The organism is Bacillus cereus group sp. Bce019 (genome assembly GCF_051781745.1).
GTDB classification, from domain to species: Bacteria; Bacillota; Bacilli; order Bacillales; family Bacillaceae_G; genus Bacillus_A; species Bacillus_A cereus.
On sequence record NZ_JBPWJX010000026.1, the window covers coordinates 1 to 14,422 of the forward strand.

Here is a 14,422-nt window from a genome sequence, read left to right on the forward strand (position 1 = left end):
GCTCCACTTGCTGATCCTACAAAATCACCTTTTGTTACTTGTAATACTTGCTCTTTCATATCTTTCATTCTCCCTTCCTTTTCTTTTGTTACAAAGCTTCTATTATACTAATACGCTTGATAAAAATACGATTAACGCTGTTAATACTACTGCTCCACTTGCTGATCCTACAAAATCACCTTTTGTTACTTGTAATACTTGCTCTTTCATATCTTTCATTCTCCCTTCTTTTTCTTTTGTTACAAAGCTTCTATTATACTAATACGCTTGATAAAAATACGATTAATGCTGTTAATACTACCGCTCCACTTGCTGATCCTACGAAATCACCTTTTGTTACTTGTAATACTTGCTCTTTCATATCATTTATCCTCCCTTTTTATAAGTTATCTATATGTAATTTCTAAGAAATGTTTATTTCATAGTTTTTATGTTAACGTTACATTAAATTTGATAACGTAACGTTTGTAACATTAATGTAACATAACTATTATTACGTTGCAATATAATTACGTAAAATTTATTACACTTTTTTACGTTTTTTTATAATAATCCTCAAAAGCCTTTATTTAATGCGTTTTTCACTAAGTTCACGTTTGTAACATTCGTGTAACATTACAGTCATAAAGTGAAATGTAGTCATATTCCTCTCTATTTTTGTTACAAATCGTTTATTTAGTGACACTAAACCTATCTAATCTTTACTTACTTTTAATATGAGATAAAATACCGTCTTTCCAAGATAAGTTTATATGTTTCCTCTATATAACTATGTATAATAAAAACAAAGAGGTGGTCATTTTGAAATTAATCGCATTAGATATGGATGGTACACTACTATCATCTAATCTTGAAATCTCCAAAGAAAACCTACAAGCAATCCAAACTGCACAAGAAGCTGGTCATATTGTAATGATCTGTTCTGGTCGTGCGAAAGAGGATGCTTTAAAGCTATTGGAAGAATATAAATTATCTCTTCCAGTCGGAGCAAGCAATGGGGCTATTGTTTATGTGGATGGAAAAGTAATTAACTCGCGTTGTATACAAAACGACAAAGTGTACAAACTTGCAAAATTACTAGAATCTGAAGGTTTCCCATATAAGCTATATACGAATAAAGGAGTTTATTCTCCATATACATGGCAAGATCAAGTGATGCAAGCATTCGAAGAAAATAAGCATGCGCTTGATGTTACATTAGAGGAACTTGAACGAATTACAGAAAAACAAAAGAAATCGAACCTAATTACTGATTTCAAAAAAATAGAAGATGTTGTAAATAACCAAGAACTAGAAATATCTAAATTCTTCATTTTAACATTTAATGCAGCGCATCGCGCACAACTATTAAGTATATTACAAGAAGATGCTGATATTATGGTTACAGCATCGGCTCCTACTAACTTAGAAATTATGGATAAGAATGGACATAAAGGAAACGGGATACAGCAGATGGCAGCTCATTTTAATATCCCTATTGAAGATACAGTTGCTATTGGTGATAATTTTAATGATGTACCGATGTTAGAAGTAGCAGGCTTATCTGTTGCAATGGGCAACGCTGAAGAAGATGTAAAAAAGCTATGTGATGTTGTAACACTAACAAACAATGAACATGGTGTTGCTCACGCAATCGAGCAATTTGTATTGAAACAAACTTCATCTAGTAAATAAAAAAAGGACTCTTTCAATTTGAAAGAGTCCTTTTTTATACGTGATGACAAGCAACAAAATGCTCTGCACCAACATTACGGAATTCTGGTACTATTTTTTTACAAACATCCGTTGCAAATGGGCAACGTGTATGAAAACGACAGCCCGAAGGTGGATTTGCTGGACTTGGAATATCCCCTTCTAGTATAATTCGCTCTCGCTTTACTGTTGGATCTGGTATTGGAACAGCTGATAACAATGCTTTCGTATAAGGATGTAGCGGATTGGTAAATAACTCATCACGCGGTGCTGTCTCCACAATCGTACCTAAATACATAATTCCGATTTTCGTACATAAATGTTCTACTACACTTAAATCATGCGAAATGAATAAATAAGATAATCCCTTTTTCTCTTGTAACTCACTAAATAAATTAATAATTTGTGCTTGGATAGATACATCTAGTGCCGCCACAGGTTCATCAGCTACAATAAATTCCGGATTTAATACCATAGCTCTTGCGATTACGATACGCTGACGTTGTCCACCAGAAAACTCATGGGGATACCGGTCAATATGATAAGGAGCTAACCCACATAACTCCAATACTTCAATTACCTTTTCACGAACATTTTCTTTCGTCGCTAATCCGTGGGCCAACATTGGCTCTCCAAGCGCTTCTCCAATTCTCATTCTCGGATTTAATGAGCTAAATGGATCTTGGAAAACGAGCTGCATATTAGGGCGATGTTTTCTTAATTCATCCTTGGATAAAGAATGAACATCTTTCCCTTTAAACTTCACTTCTCCCTCCGTTTTTTGAACGAGGCGTAAAATTGTTTTTCCTATTGTTGTTTTTCCGCTCCCTGATTCGCCAACGAGACCAAACACTTCACCTTTATTAATAGTAAAACTTACTCCATCAACCGCTTTTACATGCCCAATTGTTCTACTAAATACGCCACCCTTAATTGGAAAATATGTCTTTAGATTTTTCACCTCTAATAATGGTTCACTCATTGTTCCGCACGCTCCTCATATAGCCAGCAAGCTACTTTATGATTTTCATCATTTACATTTAGATTTGGGGCTTCTTTTTCACATATTTCCATACAATGCTCACAACGCCCACTAAAGTAGCAAAACTCACCTAAACCAACTAAATTCGGAACTTGCCCTGGAATAGAATATAGTTTATCTATTCGTTTTCCCATTACTGGTTTTGATTTCAATAATCCTTTCGTATAAGGATGTTTTGGATTTTGGAATATCTCTAGTACTGGGGCTTCTTCAATAACTTTCCCGCCATACATAACGACAACATAATCAGCCATTTCCGCTACGACACCTAAGTCATGTGTAATTAATAAAATCGACGTTTTAAATTCTTCTTTCACTTGTCTTAGTAGATCCAATATTTGAGCCTGAATGGTAACATCAAGAGCTGTTGTTGGTTCATCCGCAATTAATAACTTAGGATTACAACTAAGTGCAACAGCAATCATAATACGTTGTAACATCCCACCGCTCAGTTCATGCGGATAAGAATGGACGATTTCATCAGCGCGGGCTATGCCAACTTTACGAATTAACTCAATTGCCTTCTTATATGCTTCATTTTTACTAAGTAATTCATGCTCCCTTAACGTTTCTACAATTTGCTCTCCTACAGTGAAGACGGGGTTTAGCGATGTCATCGGTTCTTGGAAAATCATCGCAATATCATTCCCTCGTAAACTACGAAGCTCTTTCTCTTTCATTCCTAAAAGACTTTTTCCTTCATATAAAATATCTCCACCTACTACACTGCCTGATTCAGCAATAAGTCCCATAATAGATAACGCCGTTACACTTTTTCCGCAACCAGATTCACCTACAACACAAACAGTTTCACCTTCTCGAACAGAAAAACTAACATGATTCACAGCTTTTACTGTCCCTTCTTCTGTCTGAAAGTATGTTTGTAAATCTTTCAGCTCTACTACCGCTTTACTCATATCTCCTCACCTACCGTCTCATCTTTGGATCTAATGCATCACGAAGTGCATCACCAAGTAAATTAATTGATACAACCGTTATAAAGATTGCAAAACCAGGCGGAATCCATAACCATGGACGCTTTTGGAAATCGATTAATGAGTTAGCTGCGCTAATCATGTTCCCCCATGATGGTGTAGGTGGAACGACTCCGAGACCTAAGTAACTTAGTGCGGATTCTCCCAAAATAGAACCTGCAACACCTAATGTAGATACGACAATTAAAATGGGTAAAACATTAGGTATTAAGTGATATATAATTTTCCGGTAATCTTTTATTCCTAACACATCCGCAGCTTGCATAAATGCTTGCTCCCTAAGTGATAAAATTTGCCCTCTTACAAGGCGTGCAAGCCCTGGCCAACCTACTAAACTTAAAATAATCATAATGACATACAAACGATAATCAGACGGTACTTTCCACTCTGATAAAATCGCACCCATTATAATAAGTAACGGTAATCCTGGCATCGACATTAAAATATCTGCAAGTCGCATAATAATATTGTCCACAATACCACGATAAAAACCTGCAATCGCTCCTAATAAAGCTCCAAGTATAACCGATAAAACCATTGAAGCTAAACCAATGGTTAATGAAATACGTCCCGCTTGCATAAGCCTTGTTAAAATATCTCTTCCTAATTGATCTGTACCAAGCCAATGAGAATAACTAGGTGGTTTGTTAATGAGCGCAACTTGTATTTTTCCTGATGCATATGGAGAAAAGAACGGACCGATAAAACAAAATAAAAACATAAAAATTAATGCATAAAACCCTACAAGTGCCATCTTATTTTTCTTTATCTTTTTAAAAGCTTGTCGCCATGGTGATGATTCATTTCTTCTCTTTTTTTCTTTTTTTTCTGTAATTACTGTAACAGGCTCCATTTCTTCCCCCCCTTACTTCAACCGAATTCTTGGATCAACAACTGCATATACGATATCTGCTAAAAAGTTTGAAACGATTGTTAAACAAGAAAGAAACATCGTAAATGCCATCAATACTGTATAGTCACGGAAATTTAATGCTTCTAATTGAATATTACCAATCCCTGGCCAGTTAAAAATTTGTTCAATAATAATTGCCCCAGAAAACAATCCAGGTAATTCAAATGCTAATAACGTAATTGCCGGTAAAATTGCATTTTTTAATGCATGCTTATAAATAACCGTCTTCTCCTTCAAACCTTTCGCTCTTGCTGTTCGTATGTAATCTTGTCTTACAACCTCTAACATACTTGTTCTAAAATAACGAGTTAGCGAGCCGACCCCAAGAAGTGTCAAAATAAATACTGGTAAAATCATATGTTTTGCAACTTCTATCACGTAAGCAAATCCTGTTGAATTACTGCCAACATCAATCATTCCACCTATCGGTAATAACTTAAAGTCAACCGCAAACACCTTAATTAAAAACAAACCGATAAAGAATGAAGGGAATGACATTGCTGCAAAAACACCGATTGTTACAAGTTTATCGAATAAAGAATGTTGCTTCGTCGCCGAGAATACACCGATAATAAGTGCAATTAGCCAAATAAAAAACAATGCAATAATTGCTACACTAAAAGAATTCCAAATAAATTTATTTAATAATGACGTTACAGGCTCTTGATATTGAAGCGAGAAGCCAAAGTCCCCTTGCAATGCATTACCTAACCAATGAAAATAACGCTCAACAATTGGTTTGTTCAACCCATATAACTCCCTCAGTTCAGCTGCTCTTTCCGGTGTAATTTTCGGGTTTGAATCAATATAATCCCCAGGAAGAAGTGCGAACAGGACGAAGATAATAATTGATGTACCAAGCAGTGTAGGAATCATTTGTAACAACCTACGAACAATATATGTTTTCACCCTTTTTCTCTCCAATCTTATGCTTAAAATAGAAGAACATTTTTTCAAAGCGGCACATTACTAACCGAATGAAAAAATGTCTTCTACTTATACATTCTTATCGTTATTTTTCAAATGATAATACTGGTAAGTTTGCACTAATACTGTTGTACTTTTCAGGATCAATTCCTTTTATATTCCCGTTATAACCAGTAATTGTTCTACGGTAGTTTAATAGAATTACTGGTGGATCATCACTTAATTCTTTATACAATTCTTTATAAATAGGTTTACGCTTTTCGATATCTACAGTTTCAATACCTTTTTGAATTAGCTCATCTACTTTTGCATTCTTATAACCAAGACTAGTTTCATTTGCAGTAGACAAATATTCACCAGCTGTTTCACTCGGATCACTTGTAATCGGTGTCGAAACAGAAGCTAAATCATAATCCCCTTTGTTTACCTTAGAAAGCATCGTATTAAAGTCCATAAATTCAGGATTAAACTCTACACCTATTTCTTTATAATTCTCTTTCGCAATCGGAATTAATAAATCACTATCTTTAGCCGAACTTGGACCGAAATAAGAAAGTTTTAATTTTTGACCATCTTTTTCACGAATTCCATCCGAACCAACTTTCCACCCTGCTTCATCTAATAATTTTTTCGCTTTTTCTTTATCGTATTCGTATTTATTAACTCCTTCTTCCGTATAAGCCCAAGAAGTTGGATGAATTGGTACATTGGCTACTGTACCGTATCCTTTTAACGCTGTATCAACATATTTTTTGCGGTCTAATCCGTAAATAAGTGCTTGGCGAACCTTTTTATCCTTTAAGTAAGGCTTATTATTATTCATATAAATATAACTAAATGACGGTGCTGTTTCGATTTGGATATTGGCGAATTCTAAAGCCTTAGCCTGTTCAAGAACCTCATCACCAGTACCTAAGCCAGTATGGTCAACTTCTCCTGTTTGGAATAACTGAAGCTTCGTATCACCAGAAGTAATTTTATAAATGAAGTTTTGAATTTTTGGTTTACCCGCATAATAATTTTCGTTTGCTACAAAACGAACTTCTTGACCTGGAATATACTTTTCAAATTTATATGGACCCGCAGCTAATGGCTTTCCATATAAATCTTTTAAGTAATCTAAGCTTGTATTTTGCTTATAATCTTTTCCATAATAAGCTTTTGATAGTACTGTACCTCCTAAAACAAATATAGCTTGTGAATTCACTTTTTCAGTTGTAATTTTAATTGTTTGTGGATCAACAACTTGAATACCTTCAATTGAAGTTGCTTTTCCTTCCTTATATTCTTTACCACCTTTAACCGCATATTGAGAGATATCTACTTCACCTTCATATGCCTTATCATGTAAAAGCGTCAATGTGAAAGCTACATCATCCGCCGTTAATGGCGATCCATCACTAAATTTCAAATCTTTACGTAAATGGAATGTATATGTTAACTGATCAGAAGAAACGTCCCACTTCTCAGCTAATTCTGGAATTGGTTTCCCTTGTTTATCGGTTGATACGAGAGATGCAAAAATAACTGAAGTTACGTTTCCATCCCAACCATTTTGTTGGAAGTATGGCAAAAATACGCCGCCTGGCTTACTAATACCAACTACTAACGTATCTTTTCTATTCTTCGCTTTGTCTGGCACTTTCGTTTTATCTGTCGCAGCGATCTTTTCAATTTTCACATTTTTTAAATCCTGCTGTTTAACCGGCTCTGTAGAAGCCGCGTCCTCCTGTCCCCCACAAGCAGACAACACAAGCGAACTACTCATTAATACCGAAAATACACCAGCCCATTTTTTTGTCTTTTTCTTCATTGTCCCCACCCTAACTTTTTATGATTATACCCTCTGAACGAATTACCTTATGTATGCCTCCCACAGCAACATTTATAGCCAATCGGAAAAGTCGGTTTTAATTGTAAAAAAATAGATGTTTTTGAGGGGTAACAATCTTATTCCGACCTTTCCGGTAGACTTTATGGTTATTAGCTTATATCGTTCATTATGTTTTGTCAATTCTTTCTAAATAAATATTTTTAGAATTTTTCCAAAATTATCACTCTACATTTATACTTTAAGAAAACTCAGCTATAATTCGTATTAAAAAACTTAAAAATCTACTTCTATTCCTTCAACATGAAACATAGAATACTAATAACCAATTACCAAAAAGGGGGCGAAAATATGGACAACCTATTCCAATACGTCCTGCACTACGTATTATTAACAATTATGATAGTCGGAGCGCTATTACTATTCCCGTTCTTCCCAAAGTTCGTCCTCTTTTTAGCTTTTTTTATCATGCTCGGAATCGCTATTATAATTTCAACGAGAGAAGATGCCACGCAAAAAGAGAGCAGAGTTCAGCGGGTAAAGCTGTAACTTTGCTCTCTTTTCGTTTTCATTCACTAGTCTCTTTTATACATATTTATCCCGCTATTTGCCGGGCAGTAAGAACCCCACCTCAAAATTCAGCGAAAGCAAAAAAAGTTAGGTCGGGTTCGGGCTGCCCGTAAAAGCCCTCACTTTATCTCTCGGGAAATAATTAGCCTTTGTTTTTGTAATTACTCCTATCGAAAAGCCACTAATGACATTTCTTTTTCACCTTATCATTTTCATATGTTTCACAAACTATGCAAATTGAGGAACACGGATTTATCTAAGTTACTGTTTCACGTGAAACACACCGCTTCATTTAATCTTTAAAGCAAAATATCATTATGAAAAAAGCCACTTCCTCCAACAAAACTGAAAGGAAGTGGCTTTCTACTCTTTACTCCACAATATTCTCTAACTCACTATATAACTTCGCTCGTAACAACTCTTTCATCGTTTTTTCCTCATATAATTTTTTAAGTCTTTCAACATCAGCTACATGTTCCATTTCACATTCTATTGCATATATATCTTCTTCTACATGCATTAACTCATTTTCAATCTCTTCAAGATTCCTAGCTTTTTTCTCTTTTACTGGAACCATTTCAACACTCTTTCTCCCTTGGCGTTTTTGCTTTATTACTTGCTTCCCAAGCTTTTCTTCCCATTTTTGACGAGCCCATGCATAGTTTCCTGCAAACTCAAATAATTTACATTCATCAATCCAGTACGTCTTTTCAAATAACTTATTTAAAAAATAACGATCATGTGAAACAGCTAGGATTGTTCCATTATATTGCTCAAGGGCTTCCTCTAAAACTTCCCTTGATTCAATATCAAGATGGTTTGTCGGCTCATCTAGAATTAGAAAATTGATGTCTTGATACATAAGTTGCGCAAGTCTTAACCTCATTTTTTCTCCACCGCTCAGTTGCGTTACTTTCTTAAATACTGCTGGACCATAAAATAAAAACTTAGCCAATATATGTCTTGCTTCTCCTTCTGTTACAGCTACATACTCTCTAAACGCTTCCAATACATTACTCTTCACATTTCCATACGTATGCTGTGATAAATAACCAATTTTGACACTACTACCAATTCGAATTTCACCAACGTCTGGATTTATTTCTTCTAATAGTAGTTTTAATAATGTAGTCTTTCCTGTACCATTACGACCAACGATAGCCGCACGCTCTTGAAAACGAACATGTAAATTCGCTTGTTCAAATAAAGGTCGTCCAGCAAAACCTTTACTCACTTCTTTCATTACAACAACATCTTTCCCGCTTCTCTCTTGCCCTTCAAACTGAAGACCCATCTGTTTTCGTTCTAAAATTGGCCTCTTTAATTTCTCTATACGTTCTAACGCACGTTCCATATTTCTCGCTCTTTTATGCAATCCTTCATTCGGAGGGTTCGCTTGATTTGCCCATTCACGTAGACGCTTAATTGCTTCTTTCATTTTCTTTATTTTCTTTTGCTGCTCCTGATAAGCTTGAAACTCTTGAAGTAATCTTTCTTCCTTCTCCTCAACGAACTGAGAATAATTCGTATGGTACACGTGAATCTCTCCATCTTCCAAATCAAAAATTTTCGTTACAACTTCATCAAGGAAATAGCGATCATGTGAAATAACTATAACTGTTCCAGTGTATTCTTTTAAAAATTGCTCTAACCATTCAACTGCAAATAAATCTAAATGATTTGTTGGTTCATCTAATAGAAGTAAATCTGGTTTCTGCAATAGCATATATGCAAGGCTTACTTTCGTCTGTTCTCCTCCACTTAATTCCGTAAATACTCTTGAAAATAAGTCTGTCACTTGTAAGCCATTTGCTACCTTCATTATATTTGCCTCGATTTCATAACCACCGAGAAATGCAAATTTTTCTTGAATGACTCCGTACCTCTCCATTAGCTTTTCCAAAGCAGATTGTTCCTGTTCCACCGCCATATTTTTTTCTAAAGCATGCATTTCTTTTTCTAATTCCTTTTCTACTTTAAAAGCAGAACTCAATACATCATATACAGTCATAACCTCATCAAACTTCGGAATTTGTGCGACATGACCAATACGTGTACCTTTCTTCATATGAATGGCTCCTGCATCCAAACTCTCCATTCCAGTTAGAAGCCCAAAGATTGTTGTCTTCCCACTACCGTTACGACCAACTAATCCAACACGTTCACCATTCTTTATTTCAAGCGATATATTTTCAAATATGGTGTTTCCACCAAAAGATTTCGTTACATTATTTACACTACAAATAGTCATTTTCCGTACTCCTTTCAATATAAAAAACCATGAGAAAGAAACATTCCCCATGGTTTTTCGGCATAGAAAAAGGAAGCCAAATAGCTCCCTTTTCACACGTTTATTAAAAATGGGTGAAGAGATTTCTATCGTTCAATAGTCACTATGCAATTGTTAAAAAAGGGCATACGTATCCCGTTAACAACTACATCATGAAAAATCGCACGACAAAAATAGATAAAATCTAAAAATTTGGCACGTGCAGCTAAAGAACGTTTCATCTCATTCACCCCTTTCGTACGGAATTTAATACTTACTTCTTTATTATACTTTCCAATTTCATGTTTGAATAGTCATTTTTCTGAAAATAATGAAGATAGACTAAACATTTCAATAAGTGACATCAAATCTTACAAAACTGTTATGTTCACGTAATGGAAAGCGATAGTACGAAAAGATGCCTCCCTATACAATAAAGATGTAAACAAGCGAGACAAACAAAAGGAGGAAACAAACATGATGAAAGAAATCGTAAAAGCAATCTTTGAGGTATTAGTGAACGGACAAGCAGTTGTAAAAGAACTAAATGAACTATAAAAAGGAGTGAAGAAATATGATGAACATGGTGAAAATGATTTTACACGCTTTAGTCGATGCAAAAGCAGTTAGCCAAGAATTAAACCAACAATAAAAAGGGGTATATGAATATGAAGAAAGCCATTATTATAATTGCAAGCACAGCAATTACCTTATACACAATAAAAAAGAGAAAAAAGAAAAATAATGAAAATGTTCTATATTATCCATACACACTATTAGAGAAAAAATAAAAGACAAGGTACCCTATCGTAATGAGGATATCTTGTCTTTTATTTTTCCCCTATTCCTTTAGAGGATTTCCTTCTCCTTTTCCCGAATGTATTAAGCGGGATTTTTACACATATTTTAAAGGGGCATATATACAAATGGATACACAACAACTATATTTTTTAAACGATATCGGTAAACAAAAACCAGAAAGTATTCGGAATAGAAGCGCTGCATGTCCATTTTGCGATAAAGAACAATTAACGGATATTTTAGCAACTGATGGTTCTATTATTTGGTTAAAAAATAAATTTCCTACATTACAAGATACATTTCAAACAGTGTTAATCGAAACCGATAATTGCGAAGATCATATCGCAACATATACAGAAGAACATATGAGAAAATTAATGCAATTTTCTATTCAACATTGGTTACACGTACAGAAGAACGAAGAGTTCGCATCTGTGATTTTATATAAAAATCACGGTCCATTTTCAGGTGGAAGTTTGCATCATGCACACATGCAAATTATCGGAATGAAATATGTAGATTATCTTGAAAATATTAAAGAGGAAAATTTCCAAGGAGTAATTGTTCAAAAAAATGAACGCATTGAGCTTAATATTTCAGAGCGTCCCATTATTGGCTTCACTGAATTCAATATAATCATTGATAATATTTCATATATAGATGAAATGGCAAATTACATTCAGCAAACTGTACGTTACATACTGATAGATTTTCATAAAGGATGCAGTAGTTATAACTTATTCTTCTATTACTTAAATGGAAAAATTATTTGTAAAGTTGTTCCTAGGTTTGTCGTTTCACCGCTGTATGTAGGATATAAAATACCGCAAGTTTCTACAAAACTAGAAGACGTAAAAATACAACTAGCGGAGTATTTCACAAAATGACACGATTATCAAAAAAAATAGAGTAGGTATCAAAACCTACTCTTTTATTACACCTTTATTTCGATAGTACACATCTTCTAATCCGATGTTATACTTCATGTTATTATCCGTCCACTCTGGCCCTAAATTCCCTGGCCATCCAGATGTATTCGCTATATATTTCAGTAATGCAAAATCAGTCAAACCTTTTTGCACCCCACGCTTATATCCTTTCATTAAATGCGGCATTGCAATTTGCGCATTTGTACGTGGATCTTTCAGCTCATCATCAGTTAAATGCTCTGGTGCAAGCCCGCCGCCGCGGTGTAGTTGAAACAATCCGAATGAAGTTCCATTATCTCCAACACTTCTTGGATTTAATCGACTTTCATGCTCGGCAATTGCAAGAGGTATCCATTCTGGAAGATTTACTTTCTTCGCTTCCTCTATAATGATTTGTTTCATCTGTTTTGCTTCTTCTGAATCAACATAGCTTGTTCCATTCACTAGCTTATCCATTCCTTCAGACTTTCCTTGGAAATATAAATATACTCCAAGAACAACTAAAAATCCTACAAAGAATTTCTTCACTACCTCTACCTCTTTCTCCGCTGAAATTTGTCCCCTTTCAGCCTTCCCTTTACAATTACCTACATTCTACTACTCTTTTATCATAGCAAATAACTATACATATTATCATCATGCTTTAGACCGATTTTGTGAAAAAACAGCTGGTAAATACGTACAAAAATGTAACTTTCATAGACTATAACGCATTTATTGTATATAATTGTAAACTGAACTCTATATATAGAATAGGAGCATACAAAATGAAAAAATGCCTAACACTCTTGTTCAGCATTTTACTACTCATCCCTACCTACACCTCTGCACAAACATCATCAAAACCAAGAGTACTTGTTTTGTATAGTACACAAGACGATAAATTTTCAAATAATGTCCAAATCCTTAATACTCAATTAGGACATTTTACAAATGATATAAACGTAAAAAACTTAAAAGAAGCAACTTCAATTAATAACGTATCCTCCTATACACATATTGTTTATATCGGTGAAACAAAAGAAGCGTTTTCTGATGAAACGAAACAATTTCTAGAAAACTTCTCCGGCCCTGTATTAGTATTAGGACAAAATGTTGAACAATTATCTAAGCGTTTTTCTTTCATTACTTTGAATAGTGATGATATACGAGTTAATAAAATTGAATATCCAGACAAGAAGCTAAAAAATACCTTAGAGGAGGAACGATTAATTCAATCATTTGATACGAATGGAACTGTGCTTGCTAACGCCTTAAGCTCAAATAACACTAACCCACTAATCGTTCAGCATGAAACATCTTATTATGTTGCAACACCTAACCTCTTTGACTGGATGTCTCATTACGTCGGTGAAATGTTATTTTCTTATTTCAGCCAAAAACCAACGAAAAATAAAGTTGAAGCTTATTTACGCCTTGAGGATGTTCACCCCGCAGCAGATATAAATCAATTGAAAGAAATTGCTGAATTACTAAAAGAGAAAAAGATGCCTTACATGATTACTGTTATTCCGGTATATAAAGATCCAGATACAGGAAAGATAATACATTTAAAAGATAAACCAGAACTAGTTGATCTTTTACGCTCTATGCAAGATGATGGTGCAGCAATTATTATGCATGGTTATACTCACCAATTTTATGACAGTGAAACAGGTGAAGGCTTTGAATTTTGGGATGTAAAAACAGATCAACCAATTCGCCAACCGAAGCATGAAAAACCGAAGACAAAAGATGACTTTCCAAATATAGAGGCATATAACCAATATGTAAAAAAAGGGGAAGAATTCGAGGAAAAATATACGAAAGATCATATCGAAAAAGGAATTCAAGAACTTGTAGATGCTAAACTATATCCTGTTGCCTTTGAAGCACCTCATTACACGATGTCTCAAAAAGGATATGAAATATTATCAAGGTACTTTTCAACTTATGTAGGACAACTACAGTTAAATGATACAACTTGGAAATCCATGCACTCACCATATTATACAAGTACTCCATCATTTTTACATGGAATGAAACTATTGCCTGAAACAGTCGGATTTATTGAAGAAGATACGCCACAAACTACTGCTAAAATGAAAGAGCGTGCTCTATCTGTTTCTAAATTATCCGATGGAGTTATTGGTGCATTCTATCATCCTTACTTAGGTGCGAAACCATTAAAAGAAGTGTTAAAGGATCTAGAAAGTATTCCAAATATAGAATGGATTGATTTACAAAAGGAAAAGAATGAAGTAAAAATGAAAGATATTCACATTACGACGAATAAAGACGGCATTCACGTTGAAAAACCAACCAGTGCGAATGACATAATTGATTATATAAAGCAATATGGCTTCTTCCTTATGCTAGGGTTCGTTATCATTGTCTTTCTTTTATTATTAAAACGTGCGAAAAAATTAGAATCCTAATACAAAACCACCGAGCGGAACGCTTGGTGGTTTTTT

Annotated in this window: 16 protein-coding genes; 5 read left to right on the forward strand and 11 right to left on the reverse strand. The window is 34.6% G+C overall.

Features of this window, described 5'->3' with window-relative positions:
• The 3 genes from ACS2QP_RS24290 to ACS2QP_RS24300 form a co-directional block, all read right to left on the reverse strand.
• A partial coding sequence (locus ACS2QP_RS24290; protein ID WP_002181819.1) for a DUF3948 family protein occupies nt 1-68 on the reverse strand: 68 nt, incomplete at its 3' end.
• Nucleotides 69-102: 34 nt separating this feature from the next.
• The gene (locus ACS2QP_RS24295) at nt 103-219 is read right to left on the reverse strand and encodes a DUF3948 family protein (protein WP_000654250.1); all 117 of its coding nucleotides are present in this window, start codon (nt 217-219) and stop codon (nt 103-105) included.
• Nucleotides 220-253: 34 nt separating this feature from the next.
• Entirely contained in the window at nt 254-361 is a 108-nt protein-coding gene (locus tag ACS2QP_RS24300; RefSeq protein WP_000664237.1) for a DUF3948 family protein, read from the reverse strand.
• Between the two features lie 440 nt (nt 362-801).
• On the opposite strand from ACS2QP_RS24300, the gene ACS2QP_RS24305 reads away from it, so the two are divergent.
• Complete coding sequence (locus ACS2QP_RS24305; protein ID WP_000766421.1) at nt 802-1,674, forward strand: Cof-type HAD-IIB family hydrolase; 873 nt, start codon at nt 802-804, stop codon at nt 1,672-1,674.
• Between the two features lie 34 nt (nt 1,675-1,708).
• Here the strand turns inward: ACS2QP_RS24305 and ACS2QP_RS24310 are convergent, their stop codons facing one another.
• The 5 genes from ACS2QP_RS24310 to ACS2QP_RS24330 all read right to left on the reverse strand — a co-directional run bounded on the left by ACS2QP_RS24310 (nt 1,709) and on the right by ACS2QP_RS24330 (nt 7,382).
• On the reverse strand, nt 1,709-2,674 hold the full coding sequence (locus tag ACS2QP_RS24310) for an ABC transporter ATP-binding protein (protein WP_001294518.1): 966 nt from the start codon (nt 2,672-2,674) through the stop codon (nt 1,709-1,711).
• Entirely contained in the window at nt 2,671-3,651 is a 981-nt protein-coding gene (locus ACS2QP_RS24315) for an ABC transporter ATP-binding protein (protein ID WP_000030800.1), read from the reverse strand. The genes ACS2QP_RS24310 and ACS2QP_RS24315 overlap by 4 nt, the downstream gene beginning before the upstream one ends.
• A gap of 10 nt (nt 3,652-3,661) precedes the next feature.
• Nucleotides 3,662-4,582 carry an oligopeptide ABC transporter permease gene (gene opp4C, locus ACS2QP_RS24320; protein ID WP_326235289.1) on the reverse strand — a complete coding sequence of 307 codons (921 nt, stop codon included), beginning with the start codon at nt 4,580-4,582 and terminating at the stop codon, nt 3,662-3,664.
• A gap of 12 nt (nt 4,583-4,594) precedes the next feature.
• The gene (locus ACS2QP_RS24325; RefSeq protein ID WP_000860748.1) at nt 4,595-5,551 is read right to left on the reverse strand and encodes an ABC transporter permease; all 957 of its coding nucleotides are present in this window, start codon (nt 5,549-5,551) and stop codon (nt 4,595-4,597) included.
• Nucleotides 5,552-5,654: 103 nt separating this feature from the next.
• Nucleotides 5,655-7,382: an ABC transporter substrate-binding protein gene (locus ACS2QP_RS24330; RefSeq protein ID WP_000730692.1), complete on the reverse strand. Its 1,728-nt coding sequence runs from the start codon at nt 7,380-7,382 to the stop codon at nt 5,655-5,657.
• A 369-nt stretch (nt 7,383-7,751) separates the two neighbouring features.
• On the opposite strand from ACS2QP_RS24330, the gene ACS2QP_RS24335 reads away from it, so the two are divergent.
• A complete protein-coding gene (locus tag ACS2QP_RS24335; RefSeq protein ID WP_000369254.1) occupies nt 7,752-7,949 on the forward strand; it encodes a hypothetical protein in 198 nt (65 codons plus the stop codon).
• Nucleotides 7,950-8,340: 391 nt separating this feature from the next.
• Here the strand turns inward: ACS2QP_RS24335 and abc-f are convergent, their stop codons facing one another.
• Both abc-f and ACS2QP_RS24345 read right to left on the reverse strand, forming a co-directional pair.
• Complete coding sequence (gene abc-f / locus ACS2QP_RS24340; RefSeq protein WP_438882949.1) at nt 8,341-10,272, reverse strand: ribosomal protection-like ABC-F family protein; 1,932 nt, start codon at nt 10,270-10,272, stop codon at nt 8,341-8,343.
• 74 nt (nt 10,273-10,346) lie between these two features.
• The gene (locus ACS2QP_RS24345; protein WP_000830643.1) at nt 10,347-10,481 is read right to left on the reverse strand and encodes an RAxF-45 family protein; all 135 of its coding nucleotides are present in this window, start codon (nt 10,479-10,481) and stop codon (nt 10,347-10,349) included.
• Between the two features lie 420 nt (nt 10,482-10,901).
• On the opposite strand from ACS2QP_RS24345, the gene ACS2QP_RS24350 reads away from it, so the two are divergent.
• On the forward strand, nt 10,902-11,030 hold the full coding sequence (locus tag ACS2QP_RS24350) for a hypothetical protein (RefSeq protein ID WP_002023099.1): 129 nt from the start codon (nt 10,902-10,904) through the stop codon (nt 11,028-11,030).
• Between the two features lie 135 nt (nt 11,031-11,165).
• Nucleotides 11,166-11,927 (forward strand): DUF4931 domain-containing protein, encoded by a 762-nt coding sequence (locus ACS2QP_RS24355; protein WP_000381028.1) that lies wholly within the window; start codon nt 11,166-11,168, stop codon nt 11,925-11,927.
• 36 nt (nt 11,928-11,963) lie between these two features.
• Here ACS2QP_RS24355 and ACS2QP_RS24360 read toward each other — a convergent pair whose 3' ends face one another.
• Entirely contained in the window at nt 11,964-12,497 is a 534-nt protein-coding gene (locus ACS2QP_RS24360; protein WP_000713249.1) for a transglycosylase SLT domain-containing protein, read from the reverse strand.
• A gap of 239 nt (nt 12,498-12,736) precedes the next feature.
• Here ACS2QP_RS24360 and ACS2QP_RS24365 point away from each other — a divergent pair, with 239 nt between their 5' ends.
• Nucleotides 12,737-14,386 carry a polysaccharide deacetylase family protein gene (locus ACS2QP_RS24365; protein WP_332285367.1) on the forward strand — a complete coding sequence of 550 codons (1,650 nt, stop codon included), beginning with the start codon at nt 12,737-12,739 and terminating at the stop codon, nt 14,384-14,386.
• Nucleotides 14,387-14,422 lie beyond the last annotated feature (36 nt).

Excerpts from the sequence above, each read along its gene's own strand:
- ACS2QP_RS24295 (WP_000654250.1), bottom strand. The coding sequence starts at position 219 with ATGAAAGATATGAAAGAGCAAGTATTACAAGTAACAAAAGGTGATTTT.
- ACS2QP_RS24300 (WP_000664237.1), bottom strand. The coding sequence starts at position 361 with ATGAAAGAGCAAGTATTACAAGTAACAAAAGGTGATTTCGTAGGATCA.
- ACS2QP_RS24310 (WP_001294518.1), bottom strand. The coding sequence starts at position 2,674 with ATGAGTGAACCATTATTAGAGGTGAAAAATCTAAAGACATATTTTCCA.
- ACS2QP_RS24315 (WP_000030800.1), bottom strand. The coding sequence starts at position 3,651 with ATGAGTAAAGCGGTAGTAGAGCTGAAAGATTTACAAACATACTTTCAG.
- opp4C (WP_326235289.1), bottom strand. The coding sequence starts at position 4,582 with ATGGAGCCTGTTACAGTAATTACAGAAAAAAAAGAAAAAAAGAGAAGA.
- ACS2QP_RS24330 (WP_000730692.1), bottom strand. The coding sequence starts at position 7,382 with ATGAAGAAAAAGACAAAAAAATGGGCTGGTGTATTTTCGGTATTAATG.
- ACS2QP_RS24335 (WP_000369254.1), top strand. The coding sequence starts at position 7,752 with ATGGACAACCTATTCCAATACGTCCTGCACTACGTATTATTAACAATT.
- abc-f (WP_438882949.1), bottom strand. The coding sequence starts at position 10,272 with ATGGGGAATGTTTCTTTCTCATGGTTTTTTATATTGAAAGGAGTACGG.
- ACS2QP_RS24345 (WP_000830643.1), bottom strand. The coding sequence starts at position 10,481 with ATGAAACGTTCTTTAGCTGCACGTGCCAAATTTTTAGATTTTATCTAT.
- ACS2QP_RS24350 (WP_002023099.1), top strand. The coding sequence starts at position 10,902 with ATGAATATGAAGAAAGCCATTATTATAATTGCAAGCACAGCAATTACC.
- ACS2QP_RS24355 (WP_000381028.1), top strand. The coding sequence starts at position 11,166 with ATGGATACACAACAACTATATTTTTTAAACGATATCGGTAAACAAAAA.
- ACS2QP_RS24365 (WP_332285367.1), top strand. The coding sequence starts at position 12,737 with ATGAAAAAATGCCTAACACTCTTGTTCAGCATTTTACTACTCATCCCT.